Here is a 17,618-nt window from a genome sequence, read left to right on the forward strand (position 1 = left end):
GCCCCGGACCTGGTAGTGACTCACCGGTGGTACAACCTCGGGCAGGGGCCAACCAGTAGCCATCATCGCTCGGCCATCCTGCGAGAGGGACTGCTGGAACTCTTTGCCGTGTAGCATCTTTCGGTCAATCCCCTTGTCTGATGCGACCATAGTTGCGGGTACGGTGAGGAGGTGCGTGACGCAAATGTGTGGGTACCTCGCTTGATCGTCGCAGTCTCACTGTCGCTAGCTATTGGCACGGCAGCCTGCGATCGACATGAACACGCCACCAAACCAATCAGCACCTCTCCAGCGCAAGATGTTTCCTCCACCCTGGAGCGCCGAATCGTAGACCTTGCAATTTCGGACATCTCAACGCAGCTTGGCATTCCAGTCGGTCTCAACGTCAGGCGCCTGAACGCTTCGGGAACGTGGGTGTTCCTGTATGGCCAGATTGTCGCTGGCGATGGGGGCAAACTGGACTACAGCGCTACCCCATTCGCGGATGCGGCCGCCAACGGGCTCAAGACCGATACCTATGCGGGCCTATTCCAGGCCAGCGGCGGTGATGCTAATCAACGCTGGACTCGTGTCGATAGCGCCATTGGGCCGACTGATTTGGCCTGGAGCGATTGGGCCGTGCGGTACGCGGCACCGGCAGAGATATTCGATACACGATAGCGGGCGGAGCAGACGCGACACATTGTTGGGCTCAGCTGTGTGCAGTGGTGCGCCTCCGTAGCAGCCGGCGAAGTGGGACGGCGACCAGAGGTGTCCGAGCGGCGGGCACACAGGCTTCGGTGTATTCGCGGTGCACGGCGTGGGCGGTGTGGCCTTCGAGTCGCTGGACCGGTGTGGAGATCGCCAAAGTGGGTGGGTAGGCGACGAGCAGCCCATGTGGTCGGCTTCGCCGTCGAACTCGATCAACTCGGTACCGAGCTCGGCGCAGACCTGCCCCATGGTGTTCTCGCCACCTGCGAGTGGCCCGATCCGCCGAAGTGGGATAGAAAATGACACCACTTCGCGCGGCTTAACGGATGCAATCAATTGCCCAATCGCCATGTTTTCGATTGGTAGCGCATCCGGTGCGCTAGCCGAATTCACGTGCCGCGCGCCGCGGCCGCTTCCTAGATCGCGTTCAGATTTGCCAGCAACGCGATGATCGCCGTGGCCGTGGGTGCTGTCGGCGGCCAGTTGGTGCAGATGGGGAGCTGGCGCGAGCTCGCCGGACCGGTTAGGTCATATGACTCATCCCAGCAGGAGTTTCGGCGACGAGACTTTGCATACCGTCGGCGCGAGCTGCTTCAAGCTGCTCGGGCTGTCTGCTATTCGATGGCCAATTGGGGACAGCGCATGTCGTTTCTCATCGCAACGCCGGGCTTTGGGGCGCTGATGGGCGACAAACACCGCGATGGCCACTGGCGACCTGAGGCGCCGATGGCAAGGGGCGTCGTTCATGACGCGAAAGCCGCAAAAGTCGCGAAAGTCGTTGTACTGCAACGTGGCGATCACCGGGACCTTCGGGAGCTACGGGCTGAATATCCGGCGCTCAGTGCGCGGGTGCCGGTGTTCCACGAAGAGTTTGTGCGGGCGTTTTGCTCGGCCGCGCGCCGCGTCTGCGAGCACCCGCTTGGTCTCAGAGAAGAAATCGTTTACGAGTTAAGGGGTCCCAGATGTTGTCTTACGTGACCGCAGCGCCTGAGGCGTTGGCCGCCGCGGCGGGAGATTTGACGGGGATCGGGGAAGCGCTGCGGGCGGCCACCGCGGCGGCGGCGCCCTCGACAACGAGCCTTGTTGCGGCGGCCGGTGACGAGGTGTCCACCGCCATCGCGACATTGTTCTCGGAACATGCGCAGAGCTATCAGGCACTCAGCGCACAGATGGCGGCATTTCACGATCGGTTCATGAACGCCCTGGCGGGCGCCGGCGGGTCGTATGCGAGTGCCGAGGCCGCCAACGCCACGCCACTGCAGACCATCGAGCAAGACCTGCTCGGCGCGGTGAATGCACCGACACAGGTGTTGTTCGGACGCGGGTTGATCGGCGATGGTGCCAACGGCACTGCGCCCGGGCTGCTAATCGGCAACGGCGGCAACGGGGCGCCAGATGCCGTCGGCCAAGCGGGCGGGGCTGGTGGCGCCGCTGGTCTGTTGGGCAACGGCGGCACCGGCGGGGCCGGAGGAGCCGGGGCGAACGGTGGGGCTGGCGGCTCGGCGGGCCTCTGGGGTGCCGGTGGGGCGGGGGGGCGCCGGTGGGGCCGGCGCTACCCCGGGTGGGGCAGGCGGTGCCGGTGGAGCCGGCGGCGCCAATGGGCTTGTCGGAGGCGGTAACGGCGGCGCCGGTGGTGACGGCGGGGTCGGCGGTGACGGTGCGACCGGCACCACCGGCGGGGTCGGCGGGGTCGGCGGGGTCGGCGGTGACGGCGGGACCGGCGGGACCGGCGGGGTCGGCGGGGTCGACCGGGCGCTGATCGGTTGGTCAGGTGGGGCGGGCGGGGTCGGTGGATCCGGCGGGGCTGGCGGTCTGGGCGGCACCGGCAGCGCTGGCGCAGGCCTGGGCGCGACCGGCGGTGACGGCGGGGCCGGCGGGTCGGCGGTCAGGCGGGAGCCGGCGGCGCGGGTGGGGCGGTGACTGGCTCAATCAATCCTTTGGGGAATGCCGGCGCGCACGGGGCCAATGGCATCGGCGGGGTCGGTGGTGGTGCCGGCGGCGAGGGCGGTGTCGGCGGTGCCGGCGGAACCGGCATCGCGGGCACCGACGACCTGGTCAGTCCGACCGCGGGCTATCAGGGTGGGCAGGGCGGTATGGGCGGCAAGGGCGGTGGGCGGGGTTGGTGGTGGTGCCGGCGGGGCGGTGTCGGCGGTGCCGGCGGAACCGGCATCGCGGGCACCGACGACCTGGTCAGTCCGACCGCGGGCTATCAGGGTGGGCAGGGCGGTATGGGCGGCAAGGGCGGTGACGGCGGGGCGGGCATCGGCGGGGTTGGTGGTGGTGCCGGCGGCGAGGGCGGTGTCGGCGGTGCCGGCGGAACCGGCATCGCGGGCACCGACGACCTGGTCAGTCCGACCGCGGGTCATCAGGGTGGGCAGGGCGGTATGGGCGGCAAGGGCGGTGACGGCGGGGCGGGCATCGGCGGGTCGGTGGTGGTGCCGGCGGCAAGGGCGGTGTCGGCGGTGCCGGCGGCACCGGCGGTCAGGGCGGTGGTCCGGGCGGCACGGGCGGTATCGCCAGTGCGCTAGACAGCGGCGCCGGCGCTCAGGGCGGCGCGATTTCCGGCACCACCGGGGTGCCCGGTGCGGACGGAGGTAAGGGGGGCACGGGGGGCACCGCGGGCGCGGCCGGTGTGGGGGTCGACGGCGGCGCTGCGGGCAGCATCGGCACCGGCGGGGTTGGCGGCCAAGGCGGCAATGTCGGCGCCGGCGCCGACAATGACGTCAATGGCACTTCGGGTATTGCGCCCACCGCGGGTGGCCAAGGCGGCCAGGGCGGGCAAGGCGGTCAGGGCGGTGACGGCGGGTCCGGCATCGGCGGGGTCGGCGGTGGTGCCTGCGGCCACGGCGGTATCGGCGGATCCGGTGGCGCCGGTAGCAACGGCGGTAACAACACCGGTAGCACCGGCGGGGTCGGTGCTGACGGAGGTAAGGGTGGCACGGGTGGCACCGCGGGTGCGGCCGGTGTGGGGGTCGACGGCGGCGCTGCGGGCAGCATCGGCACCGGCGGCGTCGGCGGCCAGGGCGGCGACGGTGGGTCCGGCGGCACCGGCACCCTCGGCACCGACGGCACCAACCCGACCGGCGGTGGCCGAGGCGGCCAGGGCGGTCAGGGCGGCGACGGCGGGTCCGGCATCGGCGGGGTCGGCGGTGGTGCCGGAGGCCACGGCGGCGTCGGCGGATCCGGTGGCACCGGTGGCACCGGTGGTAGCAATACCGCCAGCACCGGCGGGGTCGGCGCTGACGGAGGTAAGGGTGGCACGGGTGGCACCGCGGGTGCGGCCGGTGTGGGGGTCGATGGTGGCGCGGCGGGCAGTATCGGCACCGGCGGGGTTGGCGGCACCGGAGGCGAGGGTGGGTCCGGCGGCACCGGCGTTGCCGGCGCATCCGGGATAACGCCTGCCGTTGGTGGACCAGGCGGCCAGGGTGGTGCGGGCGGCACCGGTGGCGACGGTGGTGCCGGCATTGGTGGGGTTGGTGGTGGTGCCGGCGGCCAGGGCGGCCAGGGTGGTGCTGGCGGCAACGGAGGCATAGGCGGCGCCTACACCGGTACCGGACCCGGGAGCAGCGCGGCCGGTGGCCTCGGCGGTACCGGCGGAGCTGGCGGCGACGGTGGGACACCCGGTGCCGGCAGCACCACGGGTGGCATGGGAGGTAATGGCGGCAAGGGTGGCAAAGGCGGCTCTGGCGGCACGAACAACTCCGGCACCAGCACGTCACCCGGATTCGGCGGTGGCGGTGGGGGTGGTGGTGCCGGGGGCCACGGCGGCAACGGCGGCGGTGGCGGTGCCTCCGGTGGCCAGGGTGGCACCGGAGGCGACGGCGGGTTCGGAGGAACCGCGGTAAGTCCCACCACCGGAAGCATTGGCGGTGGCGGCACCGGCGGTGGCGGTGGCGGTGGTGGCAACGCCACCGGTGCGGCGGGCGGCACCGGCGGCGGTGGCGGTGGTGGTGGTGCCGGCGGCGCCACCGCTAGTTTTGCAGTAGGCGGCGGTGGTGGTGGCGGTGGTGCCGCCGGCGGCCCAGGCGGTACGGCCGGAAACGGCGGGGTTGGCGGTAACGCCTTCGCCGCGGGCTTCAGCGGGACCGGCGGTGCCGCCGGGGTCGGGTCCGGGGCGCCCGGGGGCGTCGGTGGTGGTGGCGGCGGATTTGCACAACCAAATCTCTCGAACGATGGAACTCCCGGTGAAGATGGCTTCAAAGGCGGCCACGGCGGACTCGGCGGCGACTTCGGATTAGGGGCGAACGGCGGCCCAGGCGGCGATGCCGCCGGCGTGGGTGGGCATGGCGCCACTGCCTACGAATTCAGCGCCACCGCACAAGGCGGCCAGGGCCAGTCCGGTTAGCGCCGAGCCACTCCGCCGCTGCGCCCGTGGGGTGGTCGATATCCGCGGAACGGTGGCGCCCACAACGGCAACCGGGTGTCGGTGAAACCGCGATGCCGGCGGGTAAGCGTCCGGGACGCGCTGGTCATCCGCGACGTAGTTGTGACGCTGGCTGGGCGGAAGCGAAGGCAACACGCTGCGTAGGTGCTGAGGGATCGGGCGGCTTAGTCTGGACGGCGCGGAGGTAACACGGTGAAATTGGAGTCACGATCGGATCGATCTGCTGAACACCCCTACCGCGTGGCCGGTGGTCCTGGCGGCCCAAATCGCCTGCACCAGAATCTGTCCCGTCGCCAGCCGGCCACCGGCGGATGGCCTTCGTAGGATTCGATACCGCGCAGGAAAACAGATGACCGATCATGCCCGCCAGCACAGACCCACTCACCCAGAATCGGAATGCAGCCGAAACCATGAGCAGTAGCCGACCCTTCACCGACCTCACCACCGTCCATGACCTCGGTGACGGAGCGTATAGCGCCACCATCGATCCCATGTGGACTATCGGACCTAAGGTGCACGGTGGCTGCATGATGGCGGTCTGCGCAGCGACCGCGCATCGGACGATCGGCGATGCGGTCGACCTGGCGCCAGTCGCCCTGAGCGCCAACTACATCAGCGCTCCAAACCCGGGCGAGGTGCAGCTCACCACGAAGGTCCGCCGGCGCGGACGGCAGGTATGTCTCGTCGATGTGGAACTGTCGCAGAACAGCCGCACCGCGGTAACCTGCTCGGTCACCCTGGGTCCCGCCGATACAAACCCACCACGACACAGCGAACCACTGCCCGTGTCGGAGATGCCGGTCCAGCCCTCCGCTGATGCCATACCCGTCTCAGCCGAGCATCCCCTGGCCCAGATCCTCCATGTGAGCCAAGGATGCGAGCTTGCGATGGATTCCGCCACCACCGGTTTCCTCGTCGGGCAACGCGGAGCACCGATCAGCCGGATGTGGGTCCGCCCGTTCGCCTCTGACGAAGCCGACCCCGCCGCCGCAACGCTGTTTGCGATCATGGCCGGCGATATCGCCCCGCGCGTCACCGTGAACTGCGGCATCTTCGGCTGGACCCCCACCGTCCAACTCACCACCTACCTGCGGCGCCGCCCCGCCCCCGGCTGGATGCGCGTCATGGCCAGCTCGACCGTCATCGGTGATAGCTGGTTCGAGCAGGACCACGTCATCCTCGACGCCACCGGTCAGGTCGTGGTCCAAAGCCGCCAACTAGCCATGCTTCTGGAGGCCGCCGGGGCCTCGCGACGAACCGCTGTTGACGGCTGATCACGCCCGAGAGGCGCGGGCCTCCCCGACACGTGCGCCTGATTCAAATCAGCAGTTGCCATGCCACCGTGCGCGTGGCCGTTTGACGTCAACCGGATGCTGGGTGCCAGCGATTCCGCTGCGTCGGCGCCTTGCCGATTCCGCGAGCAAGTTGCTGCGGCGGCAAGCCACCCGCCGATGAAGAGAGCGCAGCAGCTCGCCAACGGTGACGGCGTCGCGTCGTCCGCAGCGCCGGGGAGCTGCCAGGGGCGTGTACTCGATTCGGGATTCGGTCTGATGCGGCGCCGACCTATAGACCTGGCCGGGTTCCTGTTCAACGGCAAGCGTTACGCCACCGAGGCTGAATATCAGCGGTCTGTAGATGCGTGGCGGGAGCGTCGGCGCCGGTTGCTGGCGCTGGTCAGCCGCGACGACGCTGAAAGGGAGGCGTGATGTGGCGCCGCGACGACAACATGCAGCCGCCGCCCGAGCTGTTGGAGTATGACGGCATCCGCGACGGACTGACGACCCCGGCGGCCTGGCAGGTGGGACTTGAGGAGTGGGAAGCCGCCCGGCGGCAGTGGGCGAAGGCACACGGTGTCGACGAAGCTGATCTGCCGGCGAAGATCGGTGACGAGCCTTGGGATCCGGACCTGATATGAACGCCGCTGGGGTCGACGAGGCCCGTGTACGTGAGATTGTGCGCGAGGAGTTAGCGGTCTACGCCGGTGAACTCGGTGATGATGGCGTCCAGCGTGTCCTCGGGGACGCCCGGGCGTCCGGCGGCGCGTTCGATGCGGTTCTCAAGGCTGATGATGCAGGCGATGGTGGTGGCGATCCATTTCGAAACGACCTGCTGCAGCTTCTCTATGGATATGCCCTGATCCTCCTCGACAACAGAGCCGAGGGAACCAAGGTTGTTGAGGACTGCATGGCTCGCTTCCATCGTCGGCGGGATTTGGTTGAGCATGGCTTGGATTCCGGTGCGGGCGTCGTCGGGGGTCATCATTGATGCTTCTCCGGTCCCCGCTAGCTCGGCCTTATAGCTGTAATCAGCCTCTTCGGCTGGGACTGCCTTAGTTACCTGTCCGTCGACCGGTATCTTCCACTCACCGCGTCCCCCGCGCCGGCCGGTTATGTCTCCGAGGAACTTGGCGTCTTCGCCTGCGCCATCACCCATGAGTTTGAAAACGTCACCGCGACAAATAATTACTTCGATACCGTTGGGGGTGGTACTTCGGTTCACGGATTTCACAACCATCATCAGGTCACCGTGTTCCTTGGTTGTTCGAAAAATCTGGTCGCCAACCACGATTGACGAAGCGGCCACAATCTTCTGGCCTCGTTTGAACGATGTGACGTTTTGTCCGAATCGCTGGAACGCGGCCTGACGGGTGATACCTAAGGCAACACCGATTGCTGCCCAAGTGTCACCGGCGGCGCGGGCGGCATCCACTGCGGCCCGCAGTTCAGACTCTGCCGCTCCAACCCTGTCCTTCGCGGCGATGATGCGTCGCATGTGGCCAGCATCGCGCGCATCGGCCGGGTTGGGCACGATGGTGTCGAGCCATTCATCGATGTCGGTCTTGTGCTTCACATTCATAGTCATCACCTCAGGTAGCTGTAGAACTTCTGCCGCAGCTCGTCCGCGTGAATAATCCTTGGTGGTTGGTCTGCCGGTATGACCAGCTCGATCAGGCGCCCGGTCTGGTCTGTGCCGATCACCAGCAGTTGAACCTCACCGTTGTACTCCAATTCGACATAACGGAGGGCATTGCGGTAGGCGTGGAGCATGGCTTCGTCGCTGATGCCGTGTTTGCGGGCGCTAGCCCTTATCTCCACACGTGTAAACGTTACCTTCGCCAGGGTGGTCGCGTAAAGGATGCCTTTACGACCACGCGCGTAGGCCGCCGCCACGTGAATCTGGTCGTCAGCGTTTGCCCGGCCCGAAGGGTTGCGCGCCGCCCGGCCCCGGCTTCCCCCGCCGTTCAGACGAGGCGCGGTAGGCGCGCGCCGCTTAGGTTCTACCTGCGCCTAGGGGTTCTGACCGGGCGCGGAGACCGATAATCTCACAACCACGATGAGACGGATTCACTTGCCAGTAGTTGCACTCTTGGGGTGGTGTCTCGCCGGGACGTTCGCGGTCGTGGCTGGCATTCAGCGCGTCGAGTTACAACAAGGACATCTTGGGGTGGAGTGAGGCAACATGGCCGGATGGGTCGCAAGTGTCGGCTCTATCGCAGCGTTTGGTGCGTTGCTGGTCGCCGTTATGGAGTGGCGGCGAGGGCAGTCTGAGAGGCGAGACCAAGAAGCGGACCAGGCGAGGCTCGTTTTTCTCGTGCCGCTTGACGCTGGCCCGCGGCCAGAAGACGGCGTGATATGGCAATCCGGCGCCATACGAATAAGCAACCGCAGTGAGTCGCCGGTGTTCGACGTCGAGGCCGCTTGGGCAAATACCAAAGGCGAATCCTCGATTCGTCAACAAGTGCTCCCGCCGCATGAGCACACCAAGGCGGTGGCCGTGGGCGACCCCCAGCAGATGGCAGAGTCGCTAACTTTCGTCTACACGGACGTTCGTGGGCGGCGCTGGGTACGCATTGGTAGCCAGCAGCCACGTCCCTGTGTTGCCAACGATTTGAAAGCCGGCCCGCCACCCCAATCAGGATGACGGGCCGAACGCGGGGTAGTTGGGTTATTCAGTGGGGTCGAGGGTGTCGGCTGCGTTGAGCAACTCGGCCGCGAGCTTGCGTGCCTGTTCCGGGGTGATGCCCAGCGCCGGCGGCTCCACGTAGCAGATCTCCGGTGGCGTGCGCAGCACCCGGCCGTCAGTGATGCGGTCATAGGCGCGTATCCACACGTCGGCTCCGATGCCGTCATCGTTGTTCGGGAAGTAGCGATACCACCCGCATTCTTGGCCGCCGCCGTACTGCTCGGTCAATTGCTCCCATTCCGGCTCGGTGCCGGGCAGGCACCATTCCGGTGCCGGGGTGGCCGGGCCCATGTCGGTGGTCGGGCGGTCAAGCCAGCTCTGGCCGGCGGCAGAGAGTTGGTCGTTGTCGTTGGTGGTCATCGCCGTGTCCACCCGTCCAGCTCGTCGGCAGCCGAGAGTAACGCGGCAGCCAGCTCGCCCGCCTGCGCACTACTCAAGCCTTCCTGGTGTGCTTGTATCCAGACGTTCGGCCGGTCCAGCGCATCCTGTTCAAGGGTGCCGTCGTCGTATTGGACGGCTGCGGTCCACACCTCGACGTCGGAGTTGCCCTCGACGCTGCGGGTCGCGCCGTTGATGACGCGGTACTAGCGGGGGTCGCTGTCGACGGCGCCCCATGGATCGGCGTATTCGGCGCCGGGGGGGTAGGGGCACGTTGGGGGCGGTTGTGGCGGGCATTGTGGGCTCCATTCGGTTGGAGCCACGCCGATTGCCCTTGTTGCGCGAATCTTGTGCGGACACGTATCTGCGCTGGTCAGATGGTGCTACCGGCAGGATTCTAACCTGCGACACCGGCTTTTGCAACCAGCAAATCCTGCGGGTTCTCGATGATGCCCAGTTACACGCCTTTACCTGGCGATTCGACATCTATTGCGGCCGTTGCGTTCTCGCGTAGTCTCGCCGATTCCGCCTTATAAACGTTGAATAAGCGATGGATTGTTGTCAGTGGTGCGTCCTAGCCTGGGAGACATGATGGTCCGTCTTGCAGCTGCATTGATCACCGCCGCGGTGATAATCGGTGTCGCGGCGACGGTGCTATGGCTCCTTGTCGTCGTTGGAGTTGTATCTGGGATCTGCTACCTGGGGCGCTGGCTGTGGCGCGAGCACTGCGCGCGAGTCGATGAACTCGGTCACCGCCGGGCAGAGATCGCGGCGCGCGCCGAGTTATAGCACCGCTGGTACCTCGACGGTGATCCCCGCGGTACGTATGGCCGGTATCCGCCGGTTGCGCGAACGTTTCCTGCAAAACAGGGCGGAAGACGATGAATATTGCCTCAAGCGGCGAGTTTTGGTTACCGATGAGGCCCGGCGTTACGGTGCGCGGCGCATTCAGGGCGGATGTCGGAGAGAAACCTGAGGCAGTGCTCGACGGCGCCTTGGTCGAAGATCCACGGGTGACCCGTTCGGGTACCAGCAGTGTGTACACGAGGGGGGACGCCGGAGGCGTAAAGGCATCGCTGCCGATCACGATACAAGGCCGACTCGATTCCGGTGCTTCCGTCACCATGATCAACGCGCAGAACTGGGGCCATCCCGGCCCCCCGTTCGGTCTTCCCGAGTACCTAGCGCACTACGCGATCGTGGGCGACCGCAACATAAGCGGTCCCGGTCAGCTATTCAGCTGCACGCGTTTTCGCTTCGGGGACCCCTATTGGCTAGGCCTCCTGCAGGACGGCGAAACCGCCGCCGTAGGTCTGGACGGGTCCACACTTAGCGTCGATGCCGCCGACGACGGCAACTGGCTGCTTTACACCTCAGCGAGCCCGGTGACACAGCAACGACTTCACACGGTGGTCATATCTGGCTGCCTGACGCTAGCCGAATTGGCGCTAGACCAGGATTTCCACGCCCGGGACACTCAGGTGCGGATCAACGACGGGGATGCCTGGCTTACTGTCCACGGGCCCGGTGCCAACACGCCCCCAAAGGAATTCGAGTACCGCACGCTTCTGCCTCGCGAGGAACTCACACTTGAGCGGTTCGCCAACTGGATCCCGATCAACGACACTCTGGACGGAATCGGCCGGGCGGCGGCCCGCTCCATCGATGGATTTCTGTAGATACAGGCAATGGTGGTCACTGCGTTGCTCGAGGGCTTGCACCGCCGGCTGCATACGACTTTCAAGCAGTCCAAGTTCCCGGACGCATCCAACTCCGCTCTAGACAGCATCAAGAAAGCTGCTCGGGGCGCTGCAAAAGACAAGGCGGCATCCAGAGGCGACTCGAATCTGGACCCGTAGAAGGTTCACGACGCTGTGATGAAATCTGTCAGCCGTTTCGCAGACGTCGAGTACACCGAGCGGGCCACCGATGTAATAACCAGAGTCTCAGCCGCAATACCGGAGCTCCTCGAATCGGTGTCGGTCGCTGACCTCGCGGAGCACCTCAAGAACTCACGCAACGAAATGGCCCACCAACTGCTGCTCGACGAGGAAAAAGAGCCCCTGGGCGCCCGGCAACTCCGATGGCTGGTCGTCACCCACATCACACCATGGCTCCTGCGGGCCCTGCTTCTCTTGGAGGCCGGTATCCTGCCGGGCGTCCTTCACCTTGGACACCAGAGAAGCAACCGCTACCCCTCCACCTGCGCCAATGTCGCCCAGTTTGTCAGCGAATTGGGGTGGGAACTGCCGCCCAGCTGAATACAACGCCAACCAAGATCAACGAGCTGGGGCGCGGAAAGTAGCCCAACTCCCTCCGGGTCGCGGCCCTACAGCCCGCTCTCTTCGAGCCAGAGTCGCGCCCAATTGTCGTCGGTCTCCTGTACGCGGTCGTTGGGATGCACGACCACGACTTCGGTGTTGGGGTGCGTCCCGGGCGGCAACCACCGCGCCGTTCCTGCCGCACGTGCGCGTAGACACCACGCGAAGCGCGCTGACGGCCCCGCGCCAGATTGCGTCGGGCGTCAGGGCAGCTTCGCGATCGCTTCCGCCAGCTGCATTTCCAACTGCCGAACGACGGCCTGTTCGTCTGCACCCGCGTTCTCGGCTAGGGCAACGCCGATTGAACCAGCCATCCCCGCTAAGAAACGCGCCATACACCGGAGACATTCGACGCAGTCCCCGATCTCATCGAGCACAGCGCTTGAAGCCGCGTCGTCGTCCTGCACACTTGCCAATGCCAACTTGAGACCGCGTACCTCGCCGAACGCCAACACCACTTCACGCGGGTAGTCCCAAGAACAGCCATCGTGCGTCGTCATGGGACTCATTGTCAGCACAGTGCTGAAAACCGAGGCGAAACACGCAATAAAGGGGGGCACTTTGGCCTCAAATCGGCCCAATTTTGGGGGCTTCCAGGCCGCCGTGAACTTTGCCGACAGTCCCGTCCGGCTTTGCTGAGGTGTATGAAACTCCGGGCGAAAAAACATTCGAGTTTCGTACAGACAGGCAGACGCTATGCCCACCGGCGCTGCTCCCTTACCCGGAGGGGGTCTCCCCCCAGGGGTGGTTGCGGCTGTCGCGCGTGGCGGCTGCGATGAAGTCGTTCACGTCGCGTGCGTTGTCGGCGATCTCGTGTGCGCGGGTGATCTGTTCGGTGGTGGCTTCGAGGGTGGCGTGGCCGGCGTCGATGGGGTCGACTGACACGTTCCAGCGGGCCATCGATGCACCGGATCGCACGCCGCCGACGGTGCCGTCTTGGTTGACTGATTCGATTCCGAATACGGCGGGGGCCAGCTCGGCGGCGCGGTATCCGGTGTTGAGCATGTGGGTGACGCGCACCGGTGTCATCGCGGTGTCGATCTGATTCGCGTGGCCACGATGTCTTCGAGTTCGTCACTGTCGAGCACGAGGTCCCAGTCGGTTCCTTCAACCAGCGCGTCGTAGACGGTGCGGGCGAGGTCGTGCTGCAACTGGTATGGCCCGCCGGCGTATCGGATACGCACCACGTGACCGCCGCCGTCGATGGCCGGGCCTGGGTAGACGCGCAAGCTGGCCCGCTCATCATCGGCGATGCGGAGCACGCCGTCGACCAGCTCGCTGCCGGTGGCGGCCTGGACCGCGGCCGTGATGTCGGTGAGCGACGGGCCGGCCCCGACAATCACCCAATCGACGTTGGCCAACCTTGCTCACCTCCTGCTGGTCCAGTGTATTTCGGTTGGGTGTCTGCTGGCCGGTCCCGTTTCGCCGCGTCGGGGACCGGCCAGCAGACGTTGTGGTCGGCGGCCGGCCTGGCCCACGATCTAGGAGCCGCCGGGCTCGCCGTCGTTGATCACGAATTTCCCGATGCGATTCGGGCGTACGACGTTCCAGCCGATGCGCCAGGTTGCACGCAGAGCCACGCTGTCGCTGCTGAAGAACTGGTGCTCGCTGCTGGCGATGCGGACGGGGCCGACTGCGGAGACGACTGCCGTCCGATCGAGGAGCAGACCGGAGTAGGCCGGTACCCAGCGGTTGACCAGGACGGGCAGGGACAGCAGCATCGGTACGGCGTCGGTGGTTCCGGCGCCCAACAGTGAGCTGTTGAACTCGATGCCCGTCTTGAGCTTCCGCAGCGCAGCCCAACCTCGCGGGTCGACGACGATGTGTGAGGGCATGGAGCCTTCGGCCTCGAGTTCGGCGATCAGGTCGACCAGCGCGTCGAGGTCGCCCAAGATTTCTTGGCCTTCGACGATGTTGTCGATGTTGAGCAGGCCGGCCGGCGGGTGTACCGCGGGCGGGGTCGGTGCGACTTGGGAGATGTAGGCCTGGTCGGCGCGTTTGATGATGGCCCGCGATACCGACATTGCTAGCTGGCCGGCGGTGCCTTCCTGGTTGTACTGCTCGGTGGACAACTTGATCAGCTGGCTGATCTTGCCGGTGTGCACCAATACTTCGGACATGTCGGGATCGGATTCGTCGATCTCTACTGCCTCGGCCACGAATTCGGCGTCGGCGTCGTCGACATAGGCGACATGCAGCGAAGGCTTGTCGCCCTCGATGGAGCCGGCGACGGTGCTGGTTTGCATGATCAGGGCTTCGGGTACGACGTCGGCGGCCGCGAAGGTCGTTGCGTCGGGGCGCCAGGCGTATTCGGCGGTGGTGGTCGTCTGGGTGGTCACGGTTTCTCGCTTTCAGGTCAGCGCAGCAATCGCGAAAAGGGCCATGCTGCGCAAGGGCTTTAGGATTTCGCGGCTGCCGACCTGGGCTCTGCCGTGCTCCCCGCTGGGGAGTCACGTTGCGTGCGCTCGGGGCTCCTGGCCCTATCGCGGACGTATGTCGATTCTAGCGCTCGCGATCCTTTGGGCTGAATGCCTCGGCGAAGCCCGTCTTACGGGGTGGGCTGACCGCCATAGCACCGGAACGCAGGCCGGCGAATCGCTGTTCGGCCGTGAGTTTGATGATGCCGAGCTTCTCGCGCGCAGACGCGGCGGCCTGCTCCACCTTGGCCGGGTCGGGTAGGCCGGTCTCGCCAAGCACGTCGGCCAGCGTGTTGACGGCCCAGAAGGCTTCGGGCTTCATGTCGAGCCGCTTCACCTGGTCATCGACAACCGAGCGCTGCATTGCTTCCAGTTGTGCCGTGACGGCTGTGGTTTGGGCTTCGGCTTCGCGGCGGGCGGCCCGGTGCCGTGCGGCTTCACGGTTGACGTCGGGGTTGTCGAGTCGGTGGTGTGCTTCGGCGAGAAGCCAACTCAGCGTGTGCTCTTTGTCCGTGGCCTCGGTTTGCTGGGTCTCGTCCGTGTTGGTGTCGGCCTGAGTGTCGGTATCGGGTTGTTCTTGGCGGGTGGTTTCGTCGCTCATCACTTGTTCCTCTCGTTGTGTTCGTGGCGGAGTTCGTCGAGCTGGCCGAGCATGCCGTGAAGGTGCGCGGCGACATGCCGGGCGCTATCGGGCGTCAGCGCGACAAGCATCGGGCCGTGTCGCTTGGTGTCCATCAGCAGACACAGAACGTCGTTGCCGTTGGCGTGCTCGTAAACGAATTCGAGCGATGTCGGGATGACGACGATCGTGTCGTCTGGCGGCCGGGCGGTGTAAATCTCGGTGCTCATGCGCTTGCTTCTCCTTTTTGCTGAGGGGGGGCGGTTCTTGCCGCGTGTGCGTTGGCGTCGGTGGTTGGGTTTGGGTCCACCCGTGGACCTGTGGTCCACCCGTGGACCTGTGGTCCACCCCTTGTTTGTGCTGGTCAGGTGAGGTGGACGTGCGGTCCACGGGTGGACCTAGATAAGCGATGCCCTTGGGGGTGCGAACTGGGAATATGCGTTGTTCGGCTGTCAGGTCCGTGGTGGCTGCGTCCAAGTAGTCACGTACATCTGACTTGAGGCTGCGCCTTAGCTGGTTGTGTGGCACGGGACGACTGTCCGGTACCCGCGACAGTGCGCGGAGTATGCTTTCCTTGCACCGCTGGAGCTTGCGGTCGGAGATGATTTCTTCGCGGTCTGCGGTGGCGAGTGCTCGGGCTGTGTTGGCGCTTCGGGACTGCTCGATCAGGGCGCGTTGGCAGCGTTCGCGGGTGTAGGTGGACACGTCCATGACGTATCCGGCAAGGTTCCAGTCTTCGGCGCTGACGACGGTTCTGCCGTCTAATGCCATGAGTGCCGCGGCGACTTTCAGGCGGGTTAGTAGGGCGTGGCCGTCGAGCGGGTCGACGCTTGGGTCTTCCCGGAGGACCGCTAGCCGGTGGGCACGGATGGCTTTGCTGGCTGCTTCGGGAACGATCAGGTCGACGGTGCTGCCGACGGCGCGGAGCCATGCGGGGCGGCTGACTTTCCAGATGCCAGGGTCTTGTGGTGGTTCGTCGGGGGCGTCGGGGTCGGAGACTGGTAGCCAGACGAATCTCTAGGGTAGTCCTCCGTCGGCGGCGCCGAGGAGCGCGTGTGACCGTAGGGGCTGGAGGCCGATGGTCAGGCACGCTCGGTAGCTGCCGGCGGCCACGATGTTGCGGGTGTCTTTCCCGGCGTTTCCGAATCCGAGCTGTTCGCCGGAGTAGACCTTGCGTAGCTCGGCGGACAGGGTGCTGCCTTGGCGGCTGGCGATCGCCGCGAGGGTGTCGATTTCGGCGGCTGAGAAGATCGCAGTCGTGACCGGGTTGGGTGAGTCGGGTTTGGTGCCGACTGGGCGGAAGGTCCTCGCGACGCCTTCGCCGCTGCCCAAGAGCACTGTTTGGACGATGGGGCCGCCGAAGGTGAATCCGGCGGCAGCAGCGGCTTCGGATGCGCCTTTGCCTGCTCCGCTCGGGCCGATTAGGGCGACGAACAGGTTGCAGGACATGCGGTCTCCGACGATGCCCGGCAATTTGACTTCGCAGGGGATGGTGGCGGCGGCGCGGTTCAAGACGTTGCCAAGTGTGGCCCAGGGGCCGACCCCGCGGGCACGCGCCAACGTAAGCGCGTGCTGCAGGGCCGGCCGGGCCGCCCAGAAGGCGTCAGTCATCGGCATCGTCTCCCTCGGTCGCGATTGCGGCGGCGAGCTGGCGGCCTTTCTCGTCAAGGTGCTGCCACAAGCGGCGGCACGCATCAGTTCGGCCCATGCGCTGGCCCCACTGGAAACCCTCGGCTTTGATGCCGAGATGCGGTGGCCGCCAGCGGCGGCCGGGTGTGTATGGCCGCCACTCGTCGGGTTTCTGCTCGGTCATTTACCGTTGACCTCCGGCGATCAGTTCGACTGCTGCGACCAACGCGCGCGCCAGCTTGACAGCCTCCGATGGGGTGAGGTTCAGGTCGTAGTCGAGATGGCCCCTCATCGCGTAGACGTTGGCGGTGACGGTGGGCAGGTGGTACCACCTCTGGGATGCGTAGACGGTGATTCCTGGCGCTGAGTGCAACTCAGCGGGGTTGATGGGCATGGCCGGCGCGCCTTCTTCCAGGCTGAGCACGACCTTGTGCTGGGTGCCTGTGCATTCCTGGTCGTCGAGGAATATGTCACTCGTGTGCCCGCCGCCGTCCGTGCACCATGAAGTGCAGGTGTAGCGGTCGGCGTCGGGGCACCGATCCGTTGTGTGCCAGCCGAACTTCCCGCAGCGCTCGCAGCGGACCAGCTTGGTGCTCCGTGATGCATCAAGTCAAGATGCCTGCGAAACCTGGTTCATGCATCACGTAAGGAATGCCCGCGAAATCGGGGTCAGGTGGTGGTCTTGCTTTTGATGCGGATGCCGGCTTTGAGGGCGGGTAGAGCGGCGGGTATGGCGGCGAGGTAGAGCTGTTCGGTCTTGTCTTTGGCGAGTCTGAGCAGGGCGGCTTGCAGGTCGGCGATCTGGCGGGCGATCGCGGCGGGGTTGAGGCTGTTGCGGTAGGTGAGCAGCTCTGTTTGTTGGGCCGCTGAGAGGACTCCGGCGGCCAGCAGCCGGTCCAGGGGTCTGGGGCTTGTCGTAGAGCCGGCGGCGGTGACCGTCGCGGCTGCAGCCGTAGCTGATGGGTTTGATGGTGGGGGTCAGGTAGTTGAGCCGGTCGTTGACCAGGTGCCACAGCCGGTTGAGCACGGCGCGTTCTTCGTCGGTGTCGTAGCGGTAGTAGAACCCGTAGCGACGCACGAGGTGGTTGTTTTTGGACTCGATGGTGGCCTGGTCGTTCTTCTTGTAGGGCCGTGAGCGGGTGAAGAAGATCTCCATGTCCGCGGCCCACTTGATGACCGCCTTATTGAGGAATTCGGTGCCGTTGTCGAAGTCCAAA

At 66.0% G+C, this 17,618-nt stretch carries 21 protein-coding genes and 2 pseudogenes; 9 read left to right on the forward strand and 14 right to left on the reverse strand.

Annotated elements, in window-relative coordinates; translation table 11 throughout:
- The first annotated feature begins 201 nt into the window (after positions 1-201).
- From G6N41_RS10240 to G6N41_RS10280, 6 genes and pseudogenes are all read left to right on the forward strand, one after another.
- On the forward strand, positions 202-660 hold the full coding sequence (locus G6N41_RS10240; protein ID WP_231608916.1) for a hypothetical protein: 459 nt from the start codon (positions 202-204) through the stop codon (positions 658-660).
- Positions 661-1,332: 672 nt separating this feature from the next.
- On the forward strand, positions 1,333-1,668 hold the full coding sequence (locus G6N41_RS28385; protein ID WP_231608917.1) for a hypothetical protein: 336 nt from the start codon (positions 1,333-1,335) through the stop codon (positions 1,666-1,668).
- Positions 1,656-5,035, forward strand: a pseudogene (locus G6N41_RS30280) (PE family protein). The gene G6N41_RS28385 and the pseudogene G6N41_RS30280 overlap by 13 nt, the downstream one beginning before the upstream one ends.
- Positions 5,036-5,484: 449 nt before the next feature.
- The gene (locus G6N41_RS10270) at positions 5,485-6,348 is read left to right on the forward strand and encodes a thioesterase family protein (protein ID WP_038581768.1); all 864 of its coding nucleotides are present in this window, start codon (positions 5,485-5,487) and stop codon (positions 6,346-6,348) included.
- Between the two features lie 96 nt (positions 6,349-6,444).
- Positions 6,445-6,780 (forward strand): hypothetical protein, encoded by a 336-nt coding sequence (locus G6N41_RS10275; RefSeq protein WP_198967274.1) that lies wholly within the window; start codon positions 6,445-6,447, stop codon positions 6,778-6,780.
- Positions 6,780-6,989 carry a hypothetical protein gene (locus G6N41_RS10280; RefSeq protein ID WP_117423470.1) on the forward strand — a complete coding sequence of 70 codons (210 nt, stop codon included), beginning with the start codon at positions 6,780-6,782 and terminating at the stop codon, positions 6,987-6,989. The genes G6N41_RS10275 and G6N41_RS10280 overlap by 1 nt, the downstream gene beginning before the upstream one ends.
- Before the next feature lie 689 nt (positions 6,990-7,678).
- On the opposite strand, the pseudogene G6N41_RS10290 reads toward G6N41_RS10280, so the two are convergent.
- The 4 genes and pseudogenes from G6N41_RS10290 to G6N41_RS29980 form a co-directional block, all read right to left on the reverse strand.
- Positions 7,679-7,924: pseudogene (locus tag G6N41_RS10290) on the reverse strand (hypothetical protein); the annotation flags it as partial.
- A gap of 11 nt (positions 7,925-7,935) precedes the next feature.
- Positions 7,936-8,169: a hypothetical protein gene (locus G6N41_RS10295; RefSeq protein WP_198967815.1), complete on the reverse strand. Its 234-nt coding sequence runs from the start codon at positions 8,167-8,169 to the stop codon at positions 7,936-7,938.
- An 850-nt stretch (positions 8,170-9,019) separates the two neighbouring features.
- Positions 9,020-9,397: a hypothetical protein gene (locus tag G6N41_RS10300; protein ID WP_231608918.1), complete on the reverse strand. Its 378-nt coding sequence runs from the start codon at positions 9,395-9,397 to the stop codon at positions 9,020-9,022.
- Positions 9,394-9,612 (reverse strand): DUF6907 domain-containing protein, encoded by a 219-nt coding sequence (locus tag G6N41_RS29980; RefSeq protein ID WP_407663803.1) that lies wholly within the window; start codon positions 9,610-9,612, stop codon positions 9,394-9,396. The genes G6N41_RS10300 and G6N41_RS29980 overlap by 4 nt, the downstream gene beginning before the upstream one ends.
- A 684-nt stretch (positions 9,613-10,296) precedes the next feature.
- On the opposite strand from G6N41_RS29980, the gene G6N41_RS10305 reads away from it, so the two are divergent.
- From G6N41_RS10305 to G6N41_RS10315, 3 genes are read left to right on the forward strand one after another with little or no spacing between them, the layout of a single operon-like run.
- A complete protein-coding gene (locus tag G6N41_RS10305; RefSeq protein ID WP_198967275.1) occupies positions 10,297-11,094 on the forward strand; it encodes a hypothetical protein in 798 nt (265 codons plus the stop codon).
- Positions 11,095-11,103: 9 nt separating this feature from the next.
- Positions 11,104-11,274, forward strand: a complete 171-nt coding sequence (locus G6N41_RS10310; RefSeq protein WP_198967276.1) for a hypothetical protein — start codon at positions 11,104-11,106, stop codon at positions 11,272-11,274.
- Positions 11,275-11,292: 18 nt separating this feature from the next.
- The gene (locus tag G6N41_RS10315; protein ID WP_198967277.1) at positions 11,293-11,676 is read left to right on the forward strand and encodes a HEPN domain-containing protein; all 384 of its coding nucleotides are present in this window, start codon (positions 11,293-11,295) and stop codon (positions 11,674-11,676) included.
- Between the two features lie 263 nt (positions 11,677-11,939).
- Here G6N41_RS10315 and G6N41_RS10320 read toward each other — a convergent pair whose 3' ends face one another.
- The 10 genes from G6N41_RS10320 to G6N41_RS28395 form a co-directional block, all read right to left on the reverse strand.
- The gene (locus tag G6N41_RS10320) at positions 11,940-12,404 is read right to left on the reverse strand and encodes a hypothetical protein (RefSeq protein WP_198967278.1); all 465 of its coding nucleotides are present in this window, start codon (positions 12,402-12,404) and stop codon (positions 11,940-11,942) included.
- A 49-nt stretch (positions 12,405-12,453) separates the two neighbouring features.
- Positions 12,454-12,765, reverse strand: coding sequence for a hypothetical protein (locus tag G6N41_RS10325; RefSeq protein ID WP_198967279.1), 312 nt, complete (start codon positions 12,763-12,765; stop codon positions 12,454-12,456).
- Positions 12,762-13,097, reverse strand: coding sequence for a hypothetical protein (locus tag G6N41_RS10330; RefSeq protein WP_198967280.1), 336 nt, complete (start codon positions 13,095-13,097; stop codon positions 12,762-12,764). The genes G6N41_RS10325 and G6N41_RS10330 overlap by 4 nt, the downstream gene beginning before the upstream one ends.
- A 120-nt stretch (positions 13,098-13,217) precedes the next feature.
- Positions 13,218-14,075, reverse strand: a complete 858-nt coding sequence (locus G6N41_RS10335) for a phage major capsid protein (RefSeq protein WP_198967281.1) — start codon at positions 14,073-14,075, stop codon at positions 13,218-13,220.
- A gap of 163 nt (positions 14,076-14,238) precedes the next feature.
- Complete coding sequence (locus G6N41_RS10340; protein ID WP_198967282.1) at positions 14,239-14,754, reverse strand: hypothetical protein; 516 nt, start codon at positions 14,752-14,754, stop codon at positions 14,239-14,241.
- A complete protein-coding gene (locus G6N41_RS10345) occupies positions 14,754-15,002 on the reverse strand; it encodes a hypothetical protein (RefSeq protein ID WP_198967283.1) in 249 nt (82 codons plus the stop codon). The genes G6N41_RS10340 and G6N41_RS10345 overlap by 1 nt, the downstream gene beginning before the upstream one ends.
- Before the next feature lie 787 nt (positions 15,003-15,789).
- Positions 15,790-16,389, reverse strand: a complete 600-nt coding sequence (locus G6N41_RS10350; protein ID WP_198967284.1) for a hypothetical protein — start codon at positions 16,387-16,389, stop codon at positions 15,790-15,792.
- Entirely contained in the window at positions 16,376-16,585 is a 210-nt protein-coding gene (locus tag G6N41_RS10355; RefSeq protein WP_198967285.1) for a hypothetical protein, read from the reverse strand. Before G6N41_RS10355 ends, G6N41_RS10350 begins: the two co-directional genes overlap by 14 nt.
- Entirely contained in the window at positions 16,586-16,987 is a 402-nt protein-coding gene (locus tag G6N41_RS29985) for a DUF6907 domain-containing protein (protein WP_407663804.1), read from the reverse strand. It lies immediately after the preceding gene.
- Between the two features lie 54 nt (positions 16,988-17,041).
- The gene (locus tag G6N41_RS28395; RefSeq protein WP_231608534.1) at positions 17,042-17,617 is read right to left on the reverse strand and encodes a hypothetical protein; all 576 of its coding nucleotides are present in this window, start codon (positions 17,615-17,617) and stop codon (positions 17,042-17,044) included.
- Between the last annotated feature and the right edge of the window lies 1 nt (position 17,618).

Source organism: Mycobacterium shottsii, from assembly GCF_010728525.1.
Classification (GTDB): domain Bacteria; phylum Actinomycetota; class Actinomycetes; order Mycobacteriales; family Mycobacteriaceae; genus Mycobacterium; species Mycobacterium marinum.

Coding starts and splice junctions, on each gene's coding strand:
- G6N41_RS10310 (WP_198967276.1), top strand. CDS start 11,104: ATGGTGGTCACTGCGTTGCTCGAGGGCTTGCACCGCCGGCTGCATACG.
- G6N41_RS10345 (WP_198967283.1), bottom strand. CDS start 15,002: ATGAGCACCGAGATTTACACCGCCCGGCCGCCAGACGACACGATCGTC.
- G6N41_RS28385 (WP_231608917.1), top strand. CDS start 1,333: ATGTCGTTTCTCATCGCAACGCCGGGCTTTGGGGCGCTGATGGGCGAC.
- G6N41_RS10270 (WP_038581768.1), top strand. CDS start 5,485: ATGAGCAGTAGCCGACCCTTCACCGACCTCACCACCGTCCATGACCTC.
- G6N41_RS10305 (WP_198967275.1), top strand. CDS start 10,297: ATGAATATTGCCTCAAGCGGCGAGTTTTGGTTACCGATGAGGCCCGGC.
- G6N41_RS10355 (WP_198967285.1), bottom strand. CDS start 16,585: ATGACCGAGCAGAAACCCGACGAGTGGCGGCCATACACACCCGGCCGC.
- G6N41_RS10315 (WP_198967277.1), top strand. CDS start 11,293: ATGAAATCTGTCAGCCGTTTCGCAGACGTCGAGTACACCGAGCGGGCC.
- G6N41_RS10275 (WP_198967274.1), top strand. CDS start 6,445: ATGCTGGGTGCCAGCGATTCCGCTGCGTCGGCGCCTTGCCGATTCCGC.
- G6N41_RS10340 (WP_198967282.1), bottom strand. CDS start 14,754: ATGAGCGACGAAACCACCCGCCAAGAACAACCCGATACCGACACTCAG.
- G6N41_RS10320 (WP_198967278.1), bottom strand. CDS start 12,404: ATGTTTTTTCGCCCGGAGTTTCATACACCTCAGCAAAGCCGGACGGGA.
- G6N41_RS10350 (WP_198967284.1), bottom strand. CDS start 16,389: ATGCCGATGACTGACGCCTTCTGGGCGGCCCGGCCGGCCCTGCAGCAC.
- G6N41_RS10280 (WP_117423470.1), top strand. CDS start 6,780: ATGTGGCGCCGCGACGACAACATGCAGCCGCCGCCCGAGCTGTTGGAG.
- G6N41_RS10325 (WP_198967279.1), bottom strand. CDS start 12,765: ATGACACCGGTGCGCGTCACCCACATGCTCAACACCGGATACCGCGCC.
- G6N41_RS10300 (WP_231608918.1), bottom strand. CDS start 9,397: ATGACCACCAACGACAACGACCAACTCTCTGCCGCCGGCCAGAGCTGG.